19 protein-coding genes and 6 tRNA genes are annotated in these 21186 nt (G+C 53.4%); 16 read left to right on the top strand and 9 right to left on the bottom strand.

Annotated features, from left to right (window positions below):
* Positions 1-63: 63 nt before the first annotated feature.
* A complete protein-coding gene (gene mgrA / locus DVA44_RS06575; protein WP_114386014.1) occupies positions 64-1062 on the top strand; it encodes an L-glyceraldehyde 3-phosphate reductase in 999 nt (332 codons plus the stop codon).
* A gap of 126 nt (positions 1063-1188) precedes the next feature.
* Positions 1189-1539, top strand: a complete 351-nt coding sequence (gene ypeC, locus DVA44_RS06570; RefSeq protein WP_114386013.1) for a DUF2502 domain-containing protein YpeC — start codon at positions 1189-1191, stop codon at positions 1537-1539.
* Between the two features lie 29 nt (positions 1540-1568).
* Here the strand turns inward: ypeC and DVA44_RS06565 are convergent, their stop codons facing one another.
* The gene (locus DVA44_RS06565; RefSeq protein WP_114314327.1) at positions 1569-2810 is read right to left on the bottom strand and encodes an Nramp family divalent metal transporter; all 1242 of its coding nucleotides are present in this window, start codon (positions 2808-2810) and stop codon (positions 1569-1571) included.
* A 342-nt stretch (positions 2811-3152) separates the two neighbouring features.
* Between DVA44_RS06565 and DVA44_RS06560 the strand changes: the two genes are divergently transcribed.
* Complete coding sequence (locus tag DVA44_RS06560; protein ID WP_103180623.1) at positions 3153-4340, top strand: NupC/NupG family nucleoside CNT transporter; 1188 nt, start codon at positions 3153-3155, stop codon at positions 4338-4340.
* A gap of 53 nt (positions 4341-4393) precedes the next feature.
* On the opposite strand, the gene DVA44_RS06555 is transcribed toward DVA44_RS06560, so the two are convergent.
* The gene (locus tag DVA44_RS06555) at positions 4394-6547 is read right to left on the bottom strand and encodes an EAL domain-containing protein (RefSeq protein ID WP_114386012.1); all 2154 of its coding nucleotides are present in this window, start codon (positions 6545-6547) and stop codon (positions 4394-4396) included.
* A gap of 49 nt (positions 6548-6596) precedes the next feature.
* Here DVA44_RS06555 and DVA44_RS06550 point away from each other — a divergent pair.
* Positions 6597-7294, top strand: a protein-coding gene (locus DVA44_RS06550; RefSeq protein ID WP_225321516.1) for an IS1 family transposase whose coding sequence is annotated in 2 segments (ribosomal slippage) — positions 6597-6846 and positions 6846-7294 — 699 coding nt in all. Because the reading frame shifts where the segments join, the coding sequence is not laid out codon by codon here.
* A gap of 270 nt (positions 7295-7564) precedes the next feature.
* Here the strand turns inward: DVA44_RS06550 and DVA44_RS06545 are convergent.
* Together DVA44_RS06545 and DVA44_RS06540 are read right to left on the bottom strand one after the other, a co-directional pair.
* Positions 7565-7640 (bottom strand) — tRNA-Ala (locus DVA44_RS06545).
* Between the two features lie 41 nt (positions 7641-7681).
* Positions 7682-7757, bottom strand: a tRNA-Ala gene (locus DVA44_RS06540).
* A gap of 220 nt (positions 7758-7977) precedes the next feature.
* Here DVA44_RS06540 and DVA44_RS06535 point away from each other — a divergent pair.
* Positions 7978-8337, top strand: coding sequence for a YfeC-like transcriptional regulator (locus tag DVA44_RS06535; RefSeq protein ID WP_114314326.1), 360 nt, complete (start codon positions 7978-7980; stop codon positions 8335-8337).
* Between the two features lies 1 nt (position 8338).
* On the top strand, positions 8339-8734 hold the full coding sequence (locus tag DVA44_RS06530; protein ID WP_114314325.1) for a YfeC-like transcriptional regulator: 396 nt from the start codon (positions 8339-8341) through the stop codon (positions 8732-8734).
* 37 nt (positions 8735-8771) lie between these two features.
* On the opposite strand, the gene gltX is transcribed toward DVA44_RS06530, so the two are convergent.
* The gene (gene gltX, locus DVA44_RS06525) at positions 8772-10187 is read right to left on the bottom strand and encodes a glutamate--tRNA ligase (protein WP_103824685.1); all 1416 of its coding nucleotides are present in this window, start codon (positions 10185-10187) and stop codon (positions 8772-8774) included.
* A 257-nt stretch (positions 10188-10444) separates the two neighbouring features.
* Between gltX and DVA44_RS06520 the strand changes: the two genes are divergently transcribed.
* The 5 genes from DVA44_RS06520 to DVA44_RS06500 all read left to right on the top strand — a co-directional run bounded on the left by DVA44_RS06520 (position 10445) and on the right by DVA44_RS06500 (position 11307).
* Positions 10445-10520: transfer RNA gene (locus DVA44_RS06520), tRNA-Val, on the top strand.
* Positions 10521-10564: 44 nt separating this feature from the next.
* Positions 10565-10640: transfer RNA gene (locus tag DVA44_RS06515), tRNA-Val, on the top strand.
* 48 nt (positions 10641-10688) lie between these two features.
* Positions 10689-10764: transfer RNA gene (locus DVA44_RS06510), tRNA-Val, on the top strand.
* A gap of 4 nt (positions 10765-10768) precedes the next feature.
* Positions 10769-10844 (top strand) — tRNA-Lys (locus DVA44_RS06505).
* A gap of 121 nt (positions 10845-10965) precedes the next feature.
* Entirely contained in the window at positions 10966-11307 is a 342-nt protein-coding gene (locus tag DVA44_RS06500) for a FlxA-like family protein (protein ID WP_114314323.1), read from the top strand.
* Here the strand turns inward: DVA44_RS06500 and DVA44_RS06495 are convergent.
* Positions 11304-12239 carry a LysR family transcriptional regulator gene (locus DVA44_RS06495; RefSeq protein ID WP_114314322.1) on the bottom strand — a complete coding sequence of 312 codons (936 nt, stop codon included), beginning with the start codon at positions 12237-12239 and terminating at the stop codon, positions 11304-11306. The genes DVA44_RS06500 and DVA44_RS06495 overlap by 4 nt on opposite strands.
* A gap of 89 nt (positions 12240-12328) precedes the next feature.
* Between DVA44_RS06495 and DVA44_RS06490 the strand changes: the two genes are divergently transcribed.
* Positions 12329-13327 carry a bile acid:sodium symporter family protein gene (locus tag DVA44_RS06490; protein WP_114386011.1) on the top strand — a complete coding sequence of 333 codons (999 nt, stop codon included), beginning with the start codon at positions 12329-12331 and terminating at the stop codon, positions 13325-13327.
* On the opposite strand, the gene DVA44_RS06485 is transcribed toward DVA44_RS06490, so the two are convergent.
* From DVA44_RS06485 to zipA, 3 genes are all read right to left on the bottom strand, one after another.
* Complete coding sequence (locus DVA44_RS06485) at positions 13324-13539, bottom strand: DUF3820 family protein (RefSeq protein ID WP_103180635.1); 216 nt, start codon at positions 13537-13539, stop codon at positions 13324-13326. The genes DVA44_RS06490 and DVA44_RS06485 overlap by 4 nt on opposite strands.
* Position 13540: 1 nt before the next feature.
* Positions 13541-15556: an NAD-dependent DNA ligase LigA gene (ligA, locus tag DVA44_RS06480; RefSeq protein WP_114386010.1), complete on the bottom strand. Its 2016-nt coding sequence runs from the start codon at positions 15554-15556 to the stop codon at positions 13541-13543.
* Positions 15557-15624: 68 nt separating this feature from the next.
* Entirely contained in the window at positions 15625-16644 is a 1020-nt protein-coding gene (gene zipA / locus DVA44_RS06475; protein ID WP_114386009.1) for a cell division protein ZipA, read from the bottom strand.
* A 230-nt stretch (positions 16645-16874) separates the two neighbouring features.
* On the opposite strand from zipA, the gene cysZ reads away from it, so the two are divergent.
* From cysZ to ptsI, 4 genes are all read left to right on the top strand, one after another.
* Positions 16875-17636 (top strand): sulfate transporter CysZ, encoded by a 762-nt coding sequence (gene cysZ, locus DVA44_RS06470; protein ID WP_114386008.1) that lies wholly within the window; start codon positions 16875-16877, stop codon positions 17634-17636.
* 154 nt (positions 17637-17790) lie between these two features.
* Positions 17791-18762: a cysteine synthase A gene (gene cysK, locus DVA44_RS06465; protein WP_039029656.1), complete on the top strand. Its 972-nt coding sequence runs from the start codon at positions 17791-17793 to the stop codon at positions 18760-18762.
* 379 nt (positions 18763-19141) lie between these two features.
* Positions 19142-19399 (top strand): phosphocarrier protein Hpr, encoded by a 258-nt coding sequence (ptsH, locus tag DVA44_RS06455; RefSeq protein WP_000487600.1) that lies wholly within the window; start codon positions 19142-19144, stop codon positions 19397-19399.
* Positions 19400-19443: 44 nt separating this feature from the next.
* Positions 19444-21171: a phosphoenolpyruvate-protein phosphotransferase PtsI gene (gene ptsI, locus DVA44_RS06450; RefSeq protein ID WP_103824678.1), complete on the top strand. Its 1728-nt coding sequence runs from the start codon at positions 19444-19446 to the stop codon at positions 21169-21171.
* Positions 21172-21186 lie beyond the last annotated feature (15 nt).

The raw sequence follows: 21186 nt of genomic DNA, 5'->3' as shown, positions 1-21186 counted from the left end.
CTGCCAGACGTTTAGTGTAAACGTATACACTGAATGACATTCTGACGCAGAGGGGCAAGTCTCATGGTTTATCAGGCGAATCAAAACCGTTACCAGTCAATGAATTATCAACGATGCGGGCAAAGTGGTCTCAAGCTCCCTGCCATCTCCCTGGGGCTGTGGCATAACTTTGGCGACGCCACGTTGATCGAAAACAGCCGTCAACTTTTACATCGTGCCTTCGATGTGGGGATTACGCACTTCGACCTTGCCAATAACTACGGTCCACCGCCGGGTTCCGCAGAGCGTAACTTTGGACGGATTTTGCAGGAAGATTTCAGCGCCTGGCGCGATGAACTCAGCATCTCAACCAAGGCGGGCTATACCATGTGGGAGGGCCCCTATGGCGACTGGGGCTCGCGTAAGTATCTGATTGCCAGCCTCGATCAGAGCCTGAAGCGGATGGGCCTGGAGTATGTCGATATTTTCTATCATCACCGTCCGGACCCGGAAACGCCGTTGAAAGAGACGATGAAAGCGTTAGACCATGTCGTGCGCCAGGGCAAGGCACTGTACGTTGGGCTATCCAATTATCCGGCAGAGCTGGCTCGCCAGGCCGTTGAGATCCTCGATGATTTAGGCACGCCCTGCCTTATCCATCAGCCGAAATACTCGATGTTTGAACGCACCCCAGAAGCGGGCTTGCTGGACGTACTGAAGGATAAAGGGGTGGGCTGCATTGCCTTCTCACCGCTCGCCGGGGGGCAGTTGACCGAACGCTATCTGAACGGTATTCCGGCAGATTCCCGCGCCGCCAGCGGAAGCCGGTTCCTCAATCCGGATCAGCTTACCGAAGAGAAACTGGCGAAAGTGCGTCAGCTCAACGCCCTGGCGGAACGCCGCAACCAGAAGCTGTCGCAGATGGCGCTGGCCTGGGTGTTACACCAGGAGGCCGTCACCTCGGTGCTGATTGGCGCCAGCAAAACGGCGCAAATTGATGATGCCGTGGGAATGCTGGCGAACCGTCACTTCACGCCTGAGGAGCTGAACGAAATCGACGCGATTCTGAACAGTGTAAATTAAAAGCACTTTTAGCAAAAAGTGCTACGCCTTCTGAATTAGGAGTTAAAGCGATTATCCGGGACTTTACCGCCCCTTAATATTGCTTTAACAAGCCGATTACGGCTCCGATCGTGAAGGAGAATAACCATGTTCAGGTCTCTGATTCTGGCAGCAGTATTACTGGCTTCAGCCCCGCTGGTCGTTAATGCTGGCGAAATCACCCTGTTGCCATCCATAAAATTACAAATTGGCGATCGTGATAATTACGGTAACTACTGGGACGGCGGCGGCTGGCGTGACCGCGACTACTGGCGCCGTCATTATGAATGGCGCGGCAACCGCTGGCACAGACATGATAACGGCTACCACCGTGGCTGGGATAAACGTAAAGCCTATGAGCGCGGCTATCGCGCAGGCTGGAGCGATCGTGACGATCATCGAGGCCCACGAGGCCGCGGTCACGGGCATGGTCACGGCGGACACGGTCACCGTCACTGATACGAAAAAGGCGCCTCCCGGCGCCTTTTTTACAATCCCAATGCGGTCCCGATTAGTAACCACAGATTCAGCGCCACCACCAGCACGACGATCGCCCACCCCGTCCGTTTCACCGTCTTACTGTTAACCAGATCGCCCATCAGCTTCTTGTCGCTGGTAAAGACCAGCAGCGGCACCAGCGCCAGTGCAATACCAAAACTGAGCAGGACCTGGCTCATCACCAGAATGCGGGTCGGATCCAGTCCCATCAGGATCACCACAAACGACGGCAGCATCGTGATCGAACGGCGCACCCATAAAGGAATGTGGAAGCGCACGAATCCCTGCATGACCACCTGCCCTGCCAGCGTGCCGACAACGGTGGAAGAGAGACCCGCCGCCACCAGGCTCAGGCCAAAGATAGTTGCCGCCGCGTGACTCAGCAGCGGTTCCAGCGTCAGGTACGCCTGATCCAGATCGGCAACGCCGGTATGGCCGTTGAAATGGAATGCCGCTGCGGCGGTCGCCATCATCGCCAGGTTAACAAACCCGGCAATGGTCATGGCGATGGCAACGTCCCATTTCGTCGCGGAGTAGCGCTCCTGCCGTGAACCGCCATGCAGATTCTGGGTCAGCGAGGAGTGCAGATAGATCACGTGCGGCATAATGGTCGCGCCCAGTACCCCGGCCGCAAGGAACACCGCTTCGGTGGTCGGCAGGCTCGGGATCGCCATCCCTTTACCCAACTGCACCAGATCGGGCTGAGAGAAGATGAGCTCAACTATGTAGGCTGCCGCCACAAACAGCAGCAGACCACCGATCACTTTCTCCAGCGGTTTCTGCCCGCGTCGTTGCAGCATCAGAATAAGGAAGGTGGCGATACCGGTTAATACCGCGCCCTGCAACAGCGACACGCCGAGGATCAGCTTAAAGCCAATCGCCGCGCCGATGAATTCTGCCAGGTCGGTCGCCATGGCAATAATCTCCGCCTGCACCCAGTAGAACCAGACCAGCGGACGCGGATAATGATCGCGGATCTGCTCCGCGAGGTTTTTGCCGGTGGCAATGCCCAGTTTTGCTGACAGCACCTGGATCATCATCGCCATCAGGTTGGCCCAGACTACCACCCACAAAAGTTTATAGCCGAAGCTGGCTCCGGCCTGGATATTGGTCGCAAAATTACCGGGATCGATATAGCCAATGGCGGCAATAAACGCAGGTCCCATTAATGCAAACCGCATTTTGCGTGCAGCCCTACCACTGCTACTCTCATCAACGCGACTGTTGCTCATTTTTGCCTCAGTAATATAGCCTTTGCTATGTTAAATGCTATCAAAATGCGAATGATTATCAAGTTCATTTAGAAGGATTATCGTGATTGCAGTGATAGCGAAGAACAATTAGCAGGCTGGAATGGTCTATCGATAGCGGGCAGAAGCACGCGCCTTTGTGAAGCGTAGCACACAAACTTAACTTTTAACTCATTTACATAACATAACGAAAATGTATCGTATGTCACTATTTTTGAGACTCGTCACAGGACTCAACGATAGTGTGGCTTTGATCTCGTTTTCTTTACGCTTGTTTCATAGAATGTGCAGCGAAATTAAACCTGCCTCATATTTGGAGCAAATATGGACCGCGTCCTACATTTTGTCCTGGCACTTGTTGTCGTTGCCGTGCTTGCGTTGCTGGTCAGCAGCGATCGCAAAAAGATCCGCATTCGCTATGTCATTCAGTTACTTGTTATTGAAGTATTGCTCGCCTGGTTCTTCCTGAACTCAGACGTGGGGCTGGGCTTTGTAAAAGGCTTCTCCGAGATGTTTGAAAAACTGCTCGGATTCGCCAATGAAGGGACCAACTTCGTGTTCGGTAAAATGAACGACGAAGGTCTGGCGTTCTTCTTCCTGAAAGTGTTGTGCCCAATCGTCTTTATCTCTGCCCTGATCGGTATCCTGCAGCACATCCGCATTCTGCCGATTGTCATCCGCGCTATTGGTACCGTGCTGTCTAAAGTGAACGGCATGGGCAAACTGGAATCTTTCAACGCCGTAAGTTCCCTGATCCTCGGTCAGTCTGAGAACTTTATCGCCTATAAAGATATCCTCAGCAAAATGTCCCGCAACCGCATGTACACCATGGCGGCAACGGCAATGTCTACCGTATCCATGTCTATCGTGGGCGCGTATATGACCATGCTTGAGCCTAAATACGTGGTGGCTGCACTGGTTCTGAACATGTTCAGCACCTTTATCGTTCTGTCACTGATCAACCCGTACCGCGTGGATGAAAGTGAAGAGAACCTACAGATGGCGAATCTGCACGAAGGTCAGAGCTTCTTCGAAATGCTGGGTGAATACATTCTGGCAGGCTTCAAAGTAGCGGTGATTGTTGCTGCGATGCTGATCGGCTTTATCGCCCTGATCTCCGCGCTGAACGCCCTGTTTGCTGCCGTACTGGGTATCTCCTTCCAGGGGATTCTGGGTTACATCTTCTACCCGGTAGCCTGGGTGATGGGTGTGCCAGCCAGCGAAGCGCTGCAGGTGGGCAGTATTATGGCGACCAAACTGGTTTCTAACGAATTCGTCGCGATGATGGATCTGCAGAAAATCGCCGGTAGCCTCTCCCCGCGCGCCGAAGGCATTCTCTCCGTCTTCCTGGTTTCTTTCGCTAACTTCTCTTCCATCGGTATCATCGCCGGTGCGATTAAAGGTCTGAACGAAGAGCAGGGTAACGTGGTTTCCCGCTTCGGTCTGAAACTGGTCTACGGTTCTACGCTGGTCAGCGTCCTGTCTGCGTCCATCGCTGCACTGGTACTGTAATCAGCATAAAAAAACCGGGGATAACGCCCCGGTTTTTTTTCGTCTGTCATTTGTCATTCAGTGAGCGGTTGCGGTTTGCCGACCAGATACCCCTGCAGATAATCCACTCCCGAGGCGAGCAACTTTTCCCGCTGCTCTTCCGTTTCGACAAACTCCGCCACCACACACAGCGATCGGGTCTTCGCCAGATTGCAGATGGATTTCACAATCATCGCATCCATGCTGTCGCTGCAAACATCCTTCACAAAGCAGCCGTCGATCTTGATGACATCCGCCTGCAGCCGCTTGAGCCGCTCGTAATTGGCGTACCCGGTACCAAAGTCGTCGATAGCAATTTTAAACCCGTACTGACGCAGCTGCTGAATGTTAGCGATACTCACTTCCGAATTGGAGAACGCCTGCTCTTCGGTCACCTCAATAATGACCGTTTGCGGCTTCACGCTGTAGCGCTCAAACAGTGCAATGATCTCTGACGCAACCTCTTTTTGCATCAGCGTCAGCGGCATCAGATTCACCGAGAAACGCGCGCAACACTCCTGTGAAGGGTGATTCTGCAACCATACCAGCAGCGCTTCAACCACGCTGATATCGAAGCGTCGGCTCAGGTTAAATTGCGCTACCAGCGGCAGAAACCTGTCGGGCGTAAGGATTTCACCCTCACTCTCCAGGCGCGAGAGAATTTCGTGATACCCCATGCCATCGGCTCTCTGGATGGGTTGTGCATACAGACGCAGTCCCCCCTCATCCAGCGCCCGTTTAATGCGGCTCAGCATCAGCACACGCTCTGTCGTCTGTCCCGAAACTGTCTCAAGGCTGCTGTTCAACGACAGAACCTGATTCGCCGAGCAGGCCTTTTCCGCCAGCCAGCTCAGCTGGCCCAGCGTGTGGTACAGGCTCTCGCCACCGCTAGACTCCACGCCGCCCCAGGCGCCGCCAAACTCAATATCCAGGCCGATATTGTTCCAGTAAATTTTGCGGCTGTTCAGGTGATCAATGATGTGTTGCAGGCGCGCTCCGGTTTCCGGGCCGCTGAGCACCACCACCAGCTCATTACCCGGGATCTGGAAAACCTGCTCATTGGCCATCAGCAATGGCTGTAACTGGCGAATAATGGTCCGTTTGCACTGCACACGCATCATCAGGCCGTAATGACGGCTCAGAAACTCCATGTTGTCCATGCGCAAACAGCACAGGGTGACATCCCTGTTGTCCTTCAGAAAGCATTCCAGCGCGCGCAGGTTACGTAGCCCGGTTAACGGATCGACCAGTGCCCTCTCCCGCCAGTCACGTTTGAGCCACTCACTGCGCTGATAAATGCGGGACATATAAGCCAGACAAATAGCGAAGGAGATGAGCACCGACAGCACAAACGCCAGAGAGTAGCCGTTCTGCACACCCTGCAAAAAATTGCTGTTATAGGTCAGCAGCAGCAAGGCGCTCAGCGCCCAGCCCAGGGCGATAAAGTGATAGCGAAAGCGACTGACGCCTAAGGTGAATAAAATGAAGACAACCGGCACCAGGTAACCCGCAATAATATCGGAGGGAAAAGGAACACAGAGCAGTAAAAGGAAAGCAACAAGGCCGAGAAGTAATGAGGATGTGAATATTTGGTTGCGAAATGAAAACGAATCAGGAATATTCCGTCGCCAAAAAGCATGGGCATAATTCGGATTAATAATCATTCTTAAAGGATAATAGAACAGCATGGTAAAAATCAGAACGGCACAAATCAGGCTCTGAATATCCACTATATGATAGATTACCGAACCCCGGTCAGTGAAGTTCGCAAGGGTAACCGGAAAATCACATAAATAACCAGCCAGATACATCGAGATTTTTATTGATAGCGGAAGGATAAATCCCAGCCAGAAAATACGTGCGCCAATAAAGCGGCTGGGCACCTGGTAACGCCAGCGCGATCCGAGTTGCCATCGCAGTATTCCGCAGACCACTAGTGCACTAAATACCTGACAAAATAATAAGATAGCATCCTGCCCTGGCGTTAAATCTAAATTCCATGCGTTAATGATGGCAAAGCTGAGAACGATCGGAAGAATAGCCTGACGACCAAATAAAAATATCATCGCCAGCATGACGCTCAGCGGCATCCATGCCAGATAAACCTCAAAACCATCGATGACCGATTTCGGGGAAATAAGGCGAGAAAAAGGAATGACAATCAGGCATAACACCAGCGCGAGGGTAATGCTGCCAACTTACTGATTTAGTGTATGATGGTGATTTTAAGGTGCTTGCGTGGCTTCCATTTCCATCAGATGTCCTTCCTGCTCCGCTACTGAAGGCGTGGTGCGTAACGGCAAAAGCACTGCCGGACATCAGCGCTATCTCTGCTCTCATTGCCGTAAAACATGGCAACTACAGTTCACTTACACCGCCTCTCAGCCCGGTACGCACCAGAAAATCATTGATATGGCCATGAATGGCGTCGGATGTCGCGCCAGTGCACGCATTATGGGCATTGGCCTCAACACGGTTTTACGTCACTTAAAAAACTCAGGCCGCAGTCGGTAACCTCGCGCATACAACCGGGCAGTGATGTGATTGTCTGCGCTGAAATGGACGAACAGTGGGGCTACGTCGGTGCTAAATCACGTCAGCGCTGGCTGTTTTACGCGTATGACAGGATACGGAGGACGGTTGTGGCGCACGTCTTCGGTGAACGCACTCTGGCCACACTGGAGCGTCTTCTGAGCCTGCTGTCGGCTTTTGAGGTCGTGGTATGGATGACGGATGGCTGGCCGCTGTACGAATCACGCCTGAAGGGAAAGCTGCACGTTATCAGCAAGCGTTACACTCAGCGCATTGAGCGACATAACCTGAATCTGAGACAACATCTGGCAAGGCTGGGACGGAAGTCACTGTCGTTCTCAAAATCGGTGGAGCTGCATGACAAGGTCATCGGGCATTATCTGAACATAAAACACTATCAGTAAGTTGGAGTCATTACCCAGCGCGAGCAAGAAGCTCTTTATGTTAATATTAAATTTAATATTCATTAATTTTATTAAACAATTTACCTGGCGTTATTAAATTCACAATAATAATAATTTCTTTATGCAGGTGATTCAAGTTAGGGCTCAGGAAATAGCATTTCCTGTTCAGGAATAATCTCAAATAAGATTTATTTACAGAACAACAAGGGAGATAAAACGCTGTATTGCAGGCATAAAAAAACCCCCGCCGTCTGGCGAGGGTTTAAATTTTGGTGGAGCTAAGCGGGATCGAACCGCTGACCTCTTGCATGCCATGCAAGCGCTCTCCCAGCTGAGCTATAGCCCCACAGTATTCTTTACGCACCAGACTCTGTTGGGTTCAGAGTTTGGTGGAGCTAAGCGGGATCGAACCGCTGACCTCTTGCATGCCATGCAAGCGCTCTCCCAGCTGAGCTATAGCCCCATCGCGTAAAGCGTGTCGTGTTGACGGGCGGCATCATATGAATTCCATTGCTGAGTGTCAACGGCAAATTCTCACACTGTGGTTCAATCGCTGAAAATTCATGCAAATGAATCACATTGCGAGAGCGCTCGCAGCCATGAGTTAATCTTGTCACGTTTTCCAGTAAAACGATGTTATAAAATGAACCACTAATTAACCACACTCTTACTCAGGAAATTGCATGATCAAGGAACGAATGACGCCAGAAGAGTTAGCCCGACTCACTGGCTATAGCCGACAGACCATCAATAAGTGGGTACGGAAAGAGGGTTGGTCCACATCGCCAAAACCCGGCGTTCAGGGCGGCAAAGCGCGTCTGGTCCATGTGAATGAGAAAGTTCGGGAGTTTATTCGCAACGCACGTAGAGTCCCGGATATGGCCGTATCGCCGGACATGCACCCCGATAACTCGCTACAGGCCTTGTTAATTACGCTGGCCAACGAAATGACACCATCAGAGCAGAAACAACTCACCTCTTTATTACTCCGGGAAGGGATTGCCGGTTTGTTGCAACGTTTAGGGATCCGCGATCAGAACTGATATGAAAAGATTACGTAGTAAAATGACCACCGAGGAGCTTGCCGAGACGCTGGGGGTCGCCAGGCAAACCATCAACCGCTGGGTGCGCAATAATGGCTGGAAAACGGAAGGCATTAATGGGGTAAAAGGCGGTCGAGCACGCCTGATCTATATTGATGCGCAGGTGCACGAGCACATCATGAACATCCCTGCCATTCGTAAACGACAGGCGCTCTACCAGTTGGCAGAGAACGGGGCAAGCTACGGTGAGGCTAAACCCGCTGCCGTGCTACCTGGGATCATCAATGCGCTGGAGAATATGACTTCAGCGGAACAAAAGCGGCTGGAAACGTTGCTTACCCGGGAAGGGATACAGGGTTTTCTCGTGCGGCTGAACATTCATCAGCCAGAGGAATAAAAAACGGCAGGGAGACCTGCCGTTTTTTTCGTTCTGATTACTGCTGATTTTCGCGCTCAGCAATAAAGTCCAGCGCTCTGTTGATCCGCGCCACGCTACGGGTTTTGCCAATCGCGTGCACCGTAACGTCCAGAGCAGGAGACTGACCGGCACCGGTAACGGCTACGCGCAGCGGCATACCCACTTTACCCATACCGACTTCCAGCTCATCCGCTGTCGCCTGAATGGCATGATGCACATTCTCAGCGCTCCAGTCGGTAATGGCGGCCAGCTTGTCGCGAACCACTTCCAGCGGCTGACGTGCAACCGGACGCAGGTGTTTCTTCGCCGCGTCGGCATCGAACTCGTCATACTCCTCATAGAAGTAACGGCAGTTTTCCGCGATCTCTTTCAGGGTCTTACAACGTTCACCCAGCAGTTTGATCAGGTCGGCAAGCTGTGGACCGTTGCGGGTATCAATATTTGCCTGCTCAATATGCCACTGCAGCTGGGTCGCAACATACTCTGGTGGCAGGGTATTGATGTAGTGATGGTTCAGCCACAGTAATTTATCGGTATTGAACGCACTGGCAGACTTACCTACCGCGCTCAGGGTGAAGAGCTGGATCATCTCTTCGCGGCTAAAGATCTCCTGATCGCCATGGGACCAGCCCAGACGCACCAAGTAGTTCAGCAGCGCTTCCGGCAGGTAGCCGTCGTCACGATACTGCATGACGCTGACTGCGCCGTGGCGTTTAGACAGTTTTTTACCGTCGTCACCGTTGATCATAGAAACGTGGGCGTAAACCGGTACCGGCGCATTCAGCGCTTTAAGGATGTTGATCTGACGTGGGGTGTTGTTGATATGGTCTTCGCCACGCACCACGTGGGTGATCGCCATATCCCAGTCATCCACCACGACGCAGAAGTTATAGGTTGGTGAACCGTCGGTACGGCGGATAATCAGATCGTCCAGCTCCTGGTTGCTGAATTCGATCGGGCCGCGGATCTGATCGTCAAAAATGACTGAACCTTCCTGCGGGTTAGCGAAACGCACTACGCACGGTTCATCCGCCGCATGATGTGAATGATCGTGGCGGCAGCGACCGTCGTAACGAGGCTTTTCGTTATTGGCCATCTGCTCTTCACGCAGCGCTTCCAGGCGCTCTTTCGAGCAGTAGCACTTATATGCAGTGCCCGCTTCAAGCATGTCATCAATGACGGCGTTGTAGCGATCAAAACGTTTAGTCTGGAAATAAGGGCCTTCGTCCCACTCCAGATTGAGCCAGTTCATACCATCCATAATGGCTTCGATTGCTTCCGGCGTGGAGCGTTCGAGATCGGTGTCTTCGATACGCAGCACAAACTCACCGCCCTGGTTGCGAGCAAACAGCCAGGAATAGAGAGCAGTACGCGCACCGCCGACGTGCAGGTAGCCTGTCGGGCTTGGCGCGAAGCGAGTTTTGATTTTCATGAAGTGGCCTTACAGTGATAAAGATGCCGACAACCGGCATATCCTGGAAACTAAAGTGGGCAATATTCTATCACTCCAGCCTGATTCCTCAATCTTGTTACTGTCAGATCGCTCTCTGTAGCCGTTTTTGTTTAGAAATCATGCATCACAGGCGGTTTTGCGATCGTTTTGTTTAATTTTACGACGAACGAACAAAATCTTTAGAAAAGGCGTTGACTCATTTTCAACTCTCCCTATAATGCGACTCCACACAGCGGGGGTGATTAGCTCAGCTGGGAGAGCACCTCCCTTACAAGGAGGGGGTCGGCGGTTCGAACCCGTCATCACCCACCAACTACTTTATGTAGTCTCCGCCGTGTAGCAAGAAATTGAGAAGTGGGTGATTAGCTCAGCTGGGAGAGCACCTCCCTTACAAGGAGGGGGTCGGCGGTTCGATCCCGTCATCACCCACCACTTTCTCGCCAGCTGGATTTCTTGCCGTAGTAAATGAAGTACCGAAGTGGGTGATTAGCTCAGCTGGGAGAGCACCTCCCTTACAAGGAGGGGGTCGGCGGTTCGATCCCGTCATCACCCACCACTTCGGGTCGTTAGCTCAGTTGGTAGAGCAGTTGACTTTTAATCAATTGGTCGCAGGTTCGAATCCTGCACGACCCACCAATGTAAAAAGGCGCCCTAAAGGCGCCTTTTTGCTATCTGCGATTCCTACTACTTCAGGTAGCGCTTCTCAAGCCCTTCAATTTTCTGCCGATATCTCTTTTTTAGGCAAGAGACTATCGTCATGACAACGATTCAAACATCCACCCCATCTGTACAAACCCAAAGCAGCGGCAGCAGCAACGCCGGTGGCAGCGACATTGCGTCACAGATCAGCCGCCTGACCTCACAAATCACCAAACTCACCAAACAGCTGAAAGATGTTGCCAACGGCAGCGGCTCGACGGAAGAGAAAAAAAAGCAGCAGGAGCTGCTGCAGAACCAAATCGAAATGTTGCAGGCCCAGCTCCAGCAGTTACAGCGTCGCCAGGCGGAAGAAGCTCAGCAGAAGCAGGATAAACAGCAGGGTAAAGTGGAAGGCGTTAACTCCCTTTCCGCTGAACACCAGATTGATATCTACGTTTAACGGTTTTCTGGGCTAAAAAGCGGATCACGTATGCGGGCCTGCGTCAGCCGCTTCGCCTGCATGCGTACCACTTCCCACAGCGCCTGAGCAGCACCCGAAAGCGAGCGATTCTTTCGACGAACCAGCATCAGCTTCCGCTCGATGATTGGCGTGAAACGTTTTACCGTCAGCCGACTCCCCTGCGGCAACGGGAGCGCCAGCGCTGGCAGCACGCTAATCCCAATCCCGGCTTCTACCATTGGAAAGAGCGTGGCGGGATGACCAATCTCCTGCACAATCGTCGCCCTGACCTGCTGCTCTGCCAGAGCCGCATCAATCAGTGGCCGACTGCCAGAGGCGTAATCCTGTAACACCAGTTTGGTCCCCTGAAGCGACTGCCACGTCACCTCCTCCAGAGCAGCAAGGGGATCGTCGTCACGGCAAAGCAATAAGAAAGGCTCAGAGAGCACCTCTTCACACTCCAGATCGCTAACCGGCCCCGGATCGATAACGATACCGAAATCGACTTCCCCCAGGCGGATGCTCTCCAGAACCCACTGCTGCGGCCGGTCATGGAGCACAAAATTGATATCCGGGTACTGATGATTACTTTGCGCGATACAGTGTGGAATCAAATGCGCCGAAATGGTCTGGCTGGCGGCGACCCTTACTGTTCCGGAGAGCTGTTGCCCTACTCTGCCTGCATCCCGTAGCGTACTGGTAAGTTCATCCAGCAGTCTTTCCAGACGCGCGGCCAGCTGTTGACCCGCCTCTGTCAACACCACCTCACGGGTAGTGCGATCGATAAGCCGCACGCCGGTCTGTAACTCCAGCTCTTTCACGCTATGGCTCACCGCGGACTGGCTCAGGCCGATCATCGTTCCCGCGCGGCTGAAACTTTTCGCCTGCGCGACGGTGACAAATATACGAAGTTGCCGCAGAGAGTAATTCATCTGTTTTACTCATAAATTGATGCAATAAATCAATTTTATTTCTCAAACGGAGTTAAGCACAATAGCGTTATCTGTTTTCAGGAGTGTTTATGAAACTTTTGCGCATTCTCGATCCGTTCACCCTTATTCTTATCGTCGTGGTTCTGCTCGCCTCCTTCTTCCCGGCTCGCGGCGGCTTTGTCCCTTTCTTTGAAGGTTTAACCACTGCCGCCATCGCGCTGCTGTTCTTTATGCATGGGGCAAAACTCTCCCGTGAGGCAATTATCGCGGGCGGCAGTCACTGGCGACTGCACCTGTGGGTAATGTGCAGCACCTTTGTCGTTTTCCCTGTGCTGGGCGTGCTGTTTGCCTGGTGGGCGCCAGTCGACGTCGACCCGGCACTTTATACCGGCTTCCTCTATCTCTGCATTTTGCCAGCTACGGTGCAGTCGGCCATCGCCTTTACCTCCATGGCCGGCGGTAACGTGGCGGCTGCGGTCTGTTCAGCCTCCGCCTCAAGCCTGTTGGGGATTTTCCTTTCGCCGCTTCTGGTGGGGCTGGTGATGGACATGCACGGCGCAGAGGGCAGTCTGGAGCAGGTGGGCAAAATCATGCTGCAACTGCTGCTGCCGTTTGTCCTGGGGCATCTTTCCCGCCCGTGGACCGAGGCATTTGTGGCGAAACATAAAAAGTGGATCGCCAAAACCGATCAGTCATCGATTTTGCTGGTGGTCTACTCCGCGTTCAGCGAAGCCGTGGTGCATGGCATCTGGCATAAGGTTGGGGTCGGATCGCTGCTGTTTATCGTGGTGGTCAGCCTGGTGCTACTGGCGATTATCATTGCCATCAACATCTTTGCCGCGCGCCGCTTCGGGTTTAACAAAGCTGACGAAATCACCATTGTCTTCTGTGGCTCGAAAAAGAGTCTGGCTAACGGCATCCCGATGGCCAACATTCTGTTTCCAGCCTCGGTGGTTGGGATAATGGTGCTGCCGCTGATGATCTTCCACCAGCTGCAGCTGATGATTTGCGCGGTGCTGGCGCGTCGCTACCGTCGCCAGACCGATGAGTTGCAGGCGCGGGAGCAGGCCCGCGCGGCAAAAGTTTAAGGACGTCTCAGGGGCTGAACCAGCTGGGTCAGCCCTTCGGTTTTAATCAGCAACGTTAAGGCCATCAGCTCACCCAGATGCCCGGCAGGAAATTCATCCTTACGGGCAAACCACAGCAAATACTCTTCCGGCAAGTCAATCAGCCGACGGCCTTTGTACTTGCCGAACGGCATTTCGGTATTGGCTATCTCAATAAGCTGCGCTTTATCCACGTTACTCTCCCAACAGACGCAGCATTTCGTCTTCGTCGATGACCGTAATGCCCAGCTCCTGCGCTTTGGCAAGTTTAGAGCCCGCCGCTTCACCGGCAATCACCAGGTCGGTTTTCTTCGACACGCTGCCAGCCACTTTCGCCCCCAGCGCCGTCAGACGCGCTTTAGCATCATCGCGTGAAAGCTGGCTCAGGCTACCGGTCAGCACCACGGTTTTGCCGGCAAAGGGGCTATCAATCTCGTCGGCGTTGATCGCCACCGGCGCAGACCAGCGGATCCCTTCATTAAGCAACTGACCGATAACGTCGCGGTTGCTCTCTTCCGAGAAGAAGTTAAAGACGTGGGTAGCAACCACGATGCCAACGTCCGGCACCTTTTGCAGTTCGTCGATCGTCGCCTTTTCGAGCGCCTCCAGCGTACCGAAATATGCCGCCAGCCCTGCCGCCGTCGCTTCACCTACTTCGCGGATACCCAGTGCGTAGAGGAAACGGGCAAAGGTGGTCTCTTTGGCCTTTTCCAGCGCATCGGCCACGTTCTGGGCAGATTTAGGCCCCATGCGATCCAGCCCGGTCAGCTTACCGGGCGTCAGGCGGAACAGATCGGCTGGCGTATGGACATACTCTTTTTCCACCAGCTGGTCGATGATCTTATCGCCCATACCGTCTACATCCATTGCCCGGCGGGAGACGAAATGTTTCAGGGACTCTTTGCGCTGGGCGCCGCAGACCAAACCGCCGGTACAGCGGGCTACGGCCTCCCCTTCGACGCGCTCAACATCTGAGCCGCACACCGGACAGTGGGTCGGGAACTCAACGGGGCGCGTATCGTCAGGACGCTCTGATTCCACCACGTTCACCACCTGCGGGATCACGTCCCCGGCACGGCGGATCACCACCTTATCGCCAATACGCAGCCCAAGCCGATCGATCTCATCGGCGTTGTGCAGGGTTGCATTGCTGACCAGTACCCCGGCCACCTGAACCGGCTTCAGACGCGCGACAGGCGTTATCGCCCCGGTTCGCCCCACCTGGAACTCTACGTCACGCACAAAGGTCATCTGTTCCTGCGCCGGGAACTTAAAGGCTACCGCCCAGCGCGGCGCACGGGCGACAAAGCCAAGCTGCTCCTGCAGTGCGAGGGAGTTGACTTTGATCACCACCCCGTCGATATCGAAGCCCAGCGTCGGACGATCGGCTTCAACCTGACGATAAAACGCCAGCACGGCCTCCGGCGAGTCGCACAGCTGCACCCGGTTACTGACCGGCAGCCCCCAGGCTTTAAACTGCAGCAAACGGCCCAGATGGGTATCAGGCAGCTCGCCCCCTTCCAGGATGCCGACGCCATAGCAGAAGAACGTTAGCGGGCGCTTCGCGGTAATACGCGGGTCAAGCTGGCGCAGCGATCCGGCGGCGGCATTGCGGGGGTTAGCGAAGATTTTGCCGCCGGTACGACGCGCCTCTTCGTTAATTTTTTCAAATCCCGCCTGGGGCAGGAAAACTTCGCCGCGCACTTCGAGACGTGCCGGAATGTTCTCGCCATGTAATTTGAGCGGAATGGCGCGGATGGTACGCACATTGGCGGTAATGTCCTCGCCAGTGGTGCCATCGCCGCGGGTGGCCGCGCGGATCATCACGCCATTTTCGTACAGAATGCTGACGGCCAGCCCATCCAGCTTCAGCTCGCAGCACCAGCTCAGGGCATCGGTATGCTTCAGGCGATCCTGGACGCGTTTGTTGAAGGCGAGGAAGCTCTCTTCATCAAAGACGTTATCCAGCGACAGCATCGGCACTTCATGACGGACCTGGCTGAAAAAGGCCAGCGGTGCCGCCCCGACGCGCTGGGTTGGCGAGTCCGGCGTGATTAATTCGGGGTGCTGCGCTTCAAGCTCGCGCAGCTCACGCATCAGACGGTCATACTCCGCGTCCGGCACTTCCGGCGCATCCATCACATGATAGAGATATTCATGGTGGCGAAGCGTGGTTCGCAGTTCGGTGAGTTGTTGTTCGATTGAGTCCATGTCGCACCATTAATGAGAAAAACCCCCGACAGGCGGGGGTTGAGGAGGTGTGAAACAAACGCGAAAGTTTACGCGTTAGCTTCTTTCACTTCGCGGATGCGGTCCTGATATTCGCGCAGTTTCTGCGGCGTCATCATTCGACGCTGATCGTCGAGCACCATACCGCCGACTTCATCGGCAATATGCTGAGCGGACTGCAGCATCAGCTTAAAGTTTTGCAGTTCATCGCCATACGAGGGCACCTGCATAAAGATCGTAATGCCCGGCGTCGTGAAATCACCGGTCATCTCAGGATCAAAGGTTCCCGGATTAACCATATTCGCCAAGCTGAACAGCGAAGGACCGCTGCCGTCAGGGCTGAGGTGGCGATGGAAGATATTCATATCGCCAAATTTAAAGCCCGCCTGATGAATGCTGTTAAGCAGCACGTCGCCATTCAGGGTGGTGCCCTGGTGAGCCGCAACGCTCATCACAATCACCGTCTCTTTACGCTGTGGTTTTTCAGCCACTGGCGCGGCCTCGACAACCGGCTCCGGCTCTGAAACCGGTGCTGGCGCAGGGGCGGGTTGCGGCGCTGGTGCAACAGGCTGTGGCGCCTGCTGTACGACAGGTTGTGGCTGCGGCTGTGGTTCAGGCTGAGCGGCATATTGCGGCTGCGGCACCGGCTGCTGACGCACAGGTTCATGCTGCGGCGGCACGGGCTGCTGTCGCACAGGTTCATGCTGCTGCGGCTGCGGCTGGCGTACCGGTTCGGCCACGGGCTGCGGCGCAGCGGGACGTGGCTGTGCAGAGGCGTAAGGCGGCTGGTACTGATGCTGCGGAGGCTGACGAGGCGCTTCATGCTCCCCATGGCCTGCGCCGGGCACACTATTGGCCCGATGAACGCGTACTTCACCTACACCCTCGTCTTCCATGTCGTCGATATCCTCATCGCTATCGTCGTCACGGGTAGACTTCATGCGCTTCAGTGGGCGATCGCGAAACATAGAAGAGCGCTCTTTACGGCTGGTCCAGAACCCATGGACCAGTAAAGCGATTATGGCGATCGCGCCAACAATGATTAATATCAGACGCAAATCCTGCATCATTATATTCTCTGTTGTTCTAACACCTTGCCACCACGGCAAACATTTACTCACTAAGAGTATTTGCCGATTACGTCAAGTGCAAGTGCGTGCAGAGCATTCGCAGCATAAAGATGAGTTAAATCGTGCTTTTTGCTGTTTTTTCGAACATTTCCGAACTGGTCAACGTGCCGCAACTGGCTAATATAGGCAGGCAATTTCACTGGTTGTGATAAAAGGAGCTCAACCTGGTTATGGTTTCATCGACATCTTCCCCTTCACGCAGCGGCGTCTGGTACTTTTCGCAGGGCTGGAAACTGGTTTCCCTGCCCGGCATCAGACGCTTTGTGATCCTGCCTCTGCTGATCAACGTTCTGCTGATGGGGGGCGCCTTCTGGTGGCTGTTTACCCGTCTGGACACCTGGATCCCGGCGCTCATGAGCCATGTTCCCGACTGGCTGCAATGGCTGAGCTATCTGCTGTGGCCGATTGCGATCGTTTCGGTTCTGCTGGTGTTTGGCTACTTTTTCTCGACGCTCGCCAACTGGATCGCTGCCCCCTTTAACGGTCTGCTCGCCGAACAGCTGGAAGCGCGGCTGACGGGCGCCACGCCGCCGGACACCGGCGTGCTGGGGATTATGAAAGATCTGCCGCGGATTATGAAACGCGAATGGCAAAAGCTGGCATGGTATCTGCCCCGCGCCATCGTGCTGCTGCTCCTCTATTTTATTCCCGGTATCGGCCAGACCGTAGCGCCAGTGCTCTGGTTCCTGTTCAGCGCGTGGATGCTGGCCATCCAGTATTGCGACTATCCTTTTGATAACCATAAAGTGCCTTTCGAAGAGATGCGCACCGCTCTGCGCAGCCGCAAAGTTGCCAATATGCAGTTTGGTGCGTTGACCAGCCTGTTCACTATGATCCCGTTCCTTAACCTTTTCATCATGCCGGTGGCGGTGTGCGGGGCCACGGCGATGTGGGTGGATTGTTATCGCGACAAACACGCTTTGTGGAAATAAGTTAAAAAGAGGGGTGGCTTATGCCGCCCCTTATTCCATACTGATCCCCATTATTTCTATGCAGCATATAGATATGCGATTTCCTTACTTCCCCCTACCTATGCAACAGGTATGCTGGGACGGTATCCCAATTTCAAACAGTTAAGGACAGGCCATGAGTAAGATTTTTGAAGATAACTCGCTGACTATCGGTCACACGCCCCTGGTTCGACTGAACCGTATCGGTAATGGACGCATCCTGGCGAAGGTAGAATCTCGTAACCCAAGCTTCAGCGTAAAATGCCGTATCGGTGCCAACATGATTTGGGATGCGGAAAAGCGTGGCGTGCTGAAACCGGGCGTTGAGCTCGTTGAGCCGACCAGCGGTAACACCGGTATCGCGCTGGCCTACGTTGCCGCCGCGCGCGGTTATAAGCTGACGCTGACTATGCCAGAAACCATGAGTATCGAACGTCGTAAACTGCTGAAGGCCCTGGGCGCAAATCTGGTCTTAACCGAAGGCGCAAAAGGCATGAAAGGCGCTATTCAGAAAGCAGAAGAAATTGTGGCCAGCGATCCGGCTAAATATCTGCTGTTGCAGCAGTTCAGCAACCCGGCTAACCCGGAAATCCACGAGAAGACCACCGGTCCGGAAATCTGGGAAGATACCGACGGTCAGGTTGATGTCTTTATCTCTGGTGTCGGTACCGGCGGTACGCTGACAGGCGTGAGCCGTTATATTAAAGGCACAAAAGGTAAAAAAGATCTTATTACCGTTGCCGTTGAGCCAACCGACTCTCCAGTCATTGCCCAGGCGCTGGCCGGAGAAGAGCTGAAGCCGGGCCCGCATAAAATTCAGGGTATCGGCGCGGGCTTTATTCCAGGCAACCTGGATCTGAAACTGATTGATAAAGTTGTGGCTATTACTAACGATGAAGCCATTTCTACCGCGCGCCGCCTGATGGAAGAAGAGGGTATTCTGGCGGGTATCTCCTCCGGTGCTGCTGTAGCCGCCGCGCTAAAATTACTTGAGGATGAAACCTTTACCAATAAGAATATCGTGGTTATTCTTCCATCGTCGGGTGAGCGTTATTTAAGTACTGCCCTGTTTGCCGATCTCTTCACCGAGAAAGAACTGCAACAGTAGTGCCAGAATGTAAATATCGCGTAAAAAAGCACCCATTCGGGTGCTTTTTTGTGGCCTGCTTCAAACTTTTATCTCTTCCGGCATTGCTCAACCCCGTTGGCTCTGGTATTTAAGCTGACAATTATTTTGAAGCACGAAATTAATCGATCCAGGAATTCGCGCTGCTGAATCGATTTTATGATTTGGTTCAAGTCTTGCTTTCGCGGCATAATGTTTAATGTCGAGCGAGACGTCAGCAGCCTGACATGCCAGTGCCGGAATACGTTTGACACATTTGTGCCTCGTGCCGTTAAGCCGGTGCTAACAATACAGGCTAAAGTCCTGCCGCCAGGCTAGACTTTAGTTCCACAACACTAAACCAATAAGTTGGGGAAATACAATGTTCCAGCAAGAAGTTACCATTACCGCTCCGAACGGTCTGCACACCCGCCCTGCTGCTCAGTTTGTTAAAGAAGCAAAAGGCTTCACTTCTGAGATCACTGTGACTTCCAACGGCAAAAGCGCAAGCGCAAAAAGCCTGTTCAAACTGCAGACTCTGGGTCTGACTCAGGGCACCGTTGTGACCATCTCCGCGGAAGGCGAAGACGAGCAGAAAGCAGTTGAGCATCTGGTAAAACTGATGGCTGAGCTCGAGTAAGTATCCGGGTTCTTTTAAATATCAGTCACAAGTAAGGTAGGGTTATGATTTCAGGCATTTTAGCATCCCCGGGTATCGCTTTCGGCAAAGCACTTCTGTTGAAAGAAGACGAGATCGTCATCGACCGGAAAAAAATTTCTGCTGATAAGGTAAATCAGGAAGTTGAACGTTTTCTGAGTGGCCGTGCAAAAGCATCTGCGCAACTGGAAGCGATCAAAACTAAAGCTGGCGAAACTTTCGGTGAAGAAAAAGAAGCCATCTTCGAAGGGCACATCATGTTGCTCGAAGATGAGGAGCTTGAGCAGGAAATCATAGCCCTGATTAAAGATAAAGGCATGACAGCGGATGCCGCTGCGCATGAAGTTATCGAAGGTCAGGCATCTGCCCTGGAAGAGCTGGATGATGAATATCTGAAAGAACGCGCGGCTGACGTGCGTGATATCGGTAAGCGCCTGCTGCGCAACATCCTTGGCCTTGCCATTATCGATCTGAGCGCGATTCAGGATGAAGTCATCCTGGTTGCTGCCGACCTGACCCCGTCAGAAACCGCACAGCTGAACCTGAACAAGGTGCTGGGTTTCATCACCGACGCGGGTGGCCGTACCTCCCACACCTCTATCATGGCGCGTTCTCTGGAGCTGCCAGCCATCGTGGGTACCGGTAGCGTGACCGCACAGGTGAAAAACGACGATTATCTGATTCTGGATGCCGTAAACAACGTGGTTTACGTCAACCCAACTAACGAAGAGATCGAAAAACTGCGTACCGTTCAGGAGCAGGTTGCGACTGAAAAAGCGGAACTCGCTAAGCTGAAAGATCTGCCTGCTATTACGCTGGATGGTCATCAGGTAGAAGTGTGCGCAAACATCGGTACCGTACGCGACGTCGATGGCGCTGAGCGCAACGGCGCGGAAGGTGTCGGTCTCTATCGTACTGAATTCCTGTTCATGGACCGTGACGCCCTGCCAACCGAAGAAGAGCAGTTTGCTGCCTATAAAGCGGTTGCAGAAGCCTGTGGCTCTCAGGCCGTTATCGTCCGTACCATGGACATCGGCGGCGACAAAGAGCTGCCGTACATGAACTTCCCGAAAGAAGAGAACCCGTTCCTGGGCTGGCGTGCCGTGCGTATCGCCATGGATCGCAAAGAGATCCTGCGCGACCAGGTCCGCGCTATCCTGCGCGCCTCCGCTTTCGGTAAACTGCGCATCATGTTCCCGATGATCATCTCTGTTGAAGAGGTGCGTTCACTGAAGAAAGAGATCGAAATCTTCAAACAGGAACTGCGCGACGAAGGTAAAGCATTCGACGAAGCAATCGAAGTTGGCGTGATGGTAGAAACCCCAGCTGCCGCGACGATTGCCCGTCATTTAGCCAAAGAAGTGGACTTCTTTAGTATTGGTACCAACGATTTAACCCAGTACACCCTGGCAGTTGACCGTGGTAATGATATGATTTCACATCTTTACCAACCAATGTCACCGTCCGTACTGAACTTGATCAAGCAAGTTATTGATGCTTCTCATGCAGAAGGTAAGTGGACAGGCATGTGTGGTGAGCTTGCAGGCGATGAACGTGCTACACTTCTGTTGCTGGGTATGGGTCTGGACGAATTCTCTATGAGCGCCATTTCCATCCCGCGCATCAAGAAGATTATCCGTAACACGAACTTCGAAGATGCGAAGGTGTTAGCAGAGCAGGCTCTTGCTCAACCGACAACGGACGAGTTAATGACGCTGGTTAACAAGTTCATTGAAGAAAAAACAATCTGCTAATCCACGAGATGCGGC

The sequence above is a fragment of the Leclercia sp. W17 genome (assembly GCF_003336325.1).
In the GTDB taxonomy this organism is placed as follows: domain Bacteria; phylum Pseudomonadota; class Gammaproteobacteria; order Enterobacterales; family Enterobacteriaceae; genus Enterobacter.
This window is presented reverse-complemented; position numbering and strand designations above follow the sequence as displayed.

Bases quoted from the DNA above. Each gene is read 5' to 3' on its own strand.
- mgrA (WP_114386014.1), top strand. From the start codon at position 64: ATGGTTTATCAGGCGAATCAAAACCGTTACCAGTCAATGAATTATCAA.
- ypeC (WP_114386013.1), top strand. From the start codon at position 1,189: ATGTTCAGGTCTCTGATTCTGGCAGCAGTATTACTGGCTTCAGCCCCG.
- DVA44_RS06565 (WP_114314327.1), bottom strand. From the start codon at position 2,810: ATGAGCAACAGTCGCGTTGATGAGAGTAGCAGTGGTAGGGCTGCACGC.
- DVA44_RS06560 (WP_103180623.1), top strand. From the start codon at position 3,153: ATGGACCGCGTCCTACATTTTGTCCTGGCACTTGTTGTCGTTGCCGTG.
- DVA44_RS06535 (WP_114314326.1), top strand. From the start codon at position 7,978: ATGATCAAGGAACGAATGACGCCAGAAGAGTTAGCCCGACTCACTGGC.
- DVA44_RS06530 (WP_114314325.1), top strand. From the start codon at position 8,339: ATGAAAAGATTACGTAGTAAAATGACCACCGAGGAGCTTGCCGAGACG.
- gltX (WP_103824685.1), bottom strand. From the start codon at position 10,187: ATGAAAATCAAAACTCGCTTCGCGCCAAGCCCGACAGGCTACCTGCAC.
- DVA44_RS06500 (WP_114314323.1), top strand. From the start codon at position 10,966: ATGACAACGATTCAAACATCCACCCCATCTGTACAAACCCAAAGCAGC.
- DVA44_RS06495 (WP_114314322.1), bottom strand. From the start codon at position 12,239: ATGAATTACTCTCTGCGGCAACTTCGTATATTTGTCACCGTCGCGCAG.
- DVA44_RS06490 (WP_114386011.1), top strand. From the start codon at position 12,329: ATGAAACTTTTGCGCATTCTCGATCCGTTCACCCTTATTCTTATCGTC.
- ligA (WP_114386010.1), bottom strand. From the start codon at position 15,556: ATGGACTCAATCGAACAACAACTCACCGAACTGCGAACCACGCTTCGC.
- zipA (WP_114386009.1), bottom strand. From the start codon at position 16,644: ATGATGCAGGATTTGCGTCTGATATTAATCATTGTTGGCGCGATCGCC.
- cysZ (WP_114386008.1), top strand. From the start codon at position 16,875: ATGGTTTCATCGACATCTTCCCCTTCACGCAGCGGCGTCTGGTACTTT.
- cysK (WP_039029656.1), top strand. From the start codon at position 17,791: ATGAGTAAGATTTTTGAAGATAACTCGCTGACTATCGGTCACACGCCC.
- ptsH (WP_000487600.1), top strand. From the start codon at position 19,142: ATGTTCCAGCAAGAAGTTACCATTACCGCTCCGAACGGTCTGCACACC.
- ptsI (WP_103824678.1), top strand. From the start codon at position 19,444: ATGATTTCAGGCATTTTAGCATCCCCGGGTATCGCTTTCGGCAAAGCA.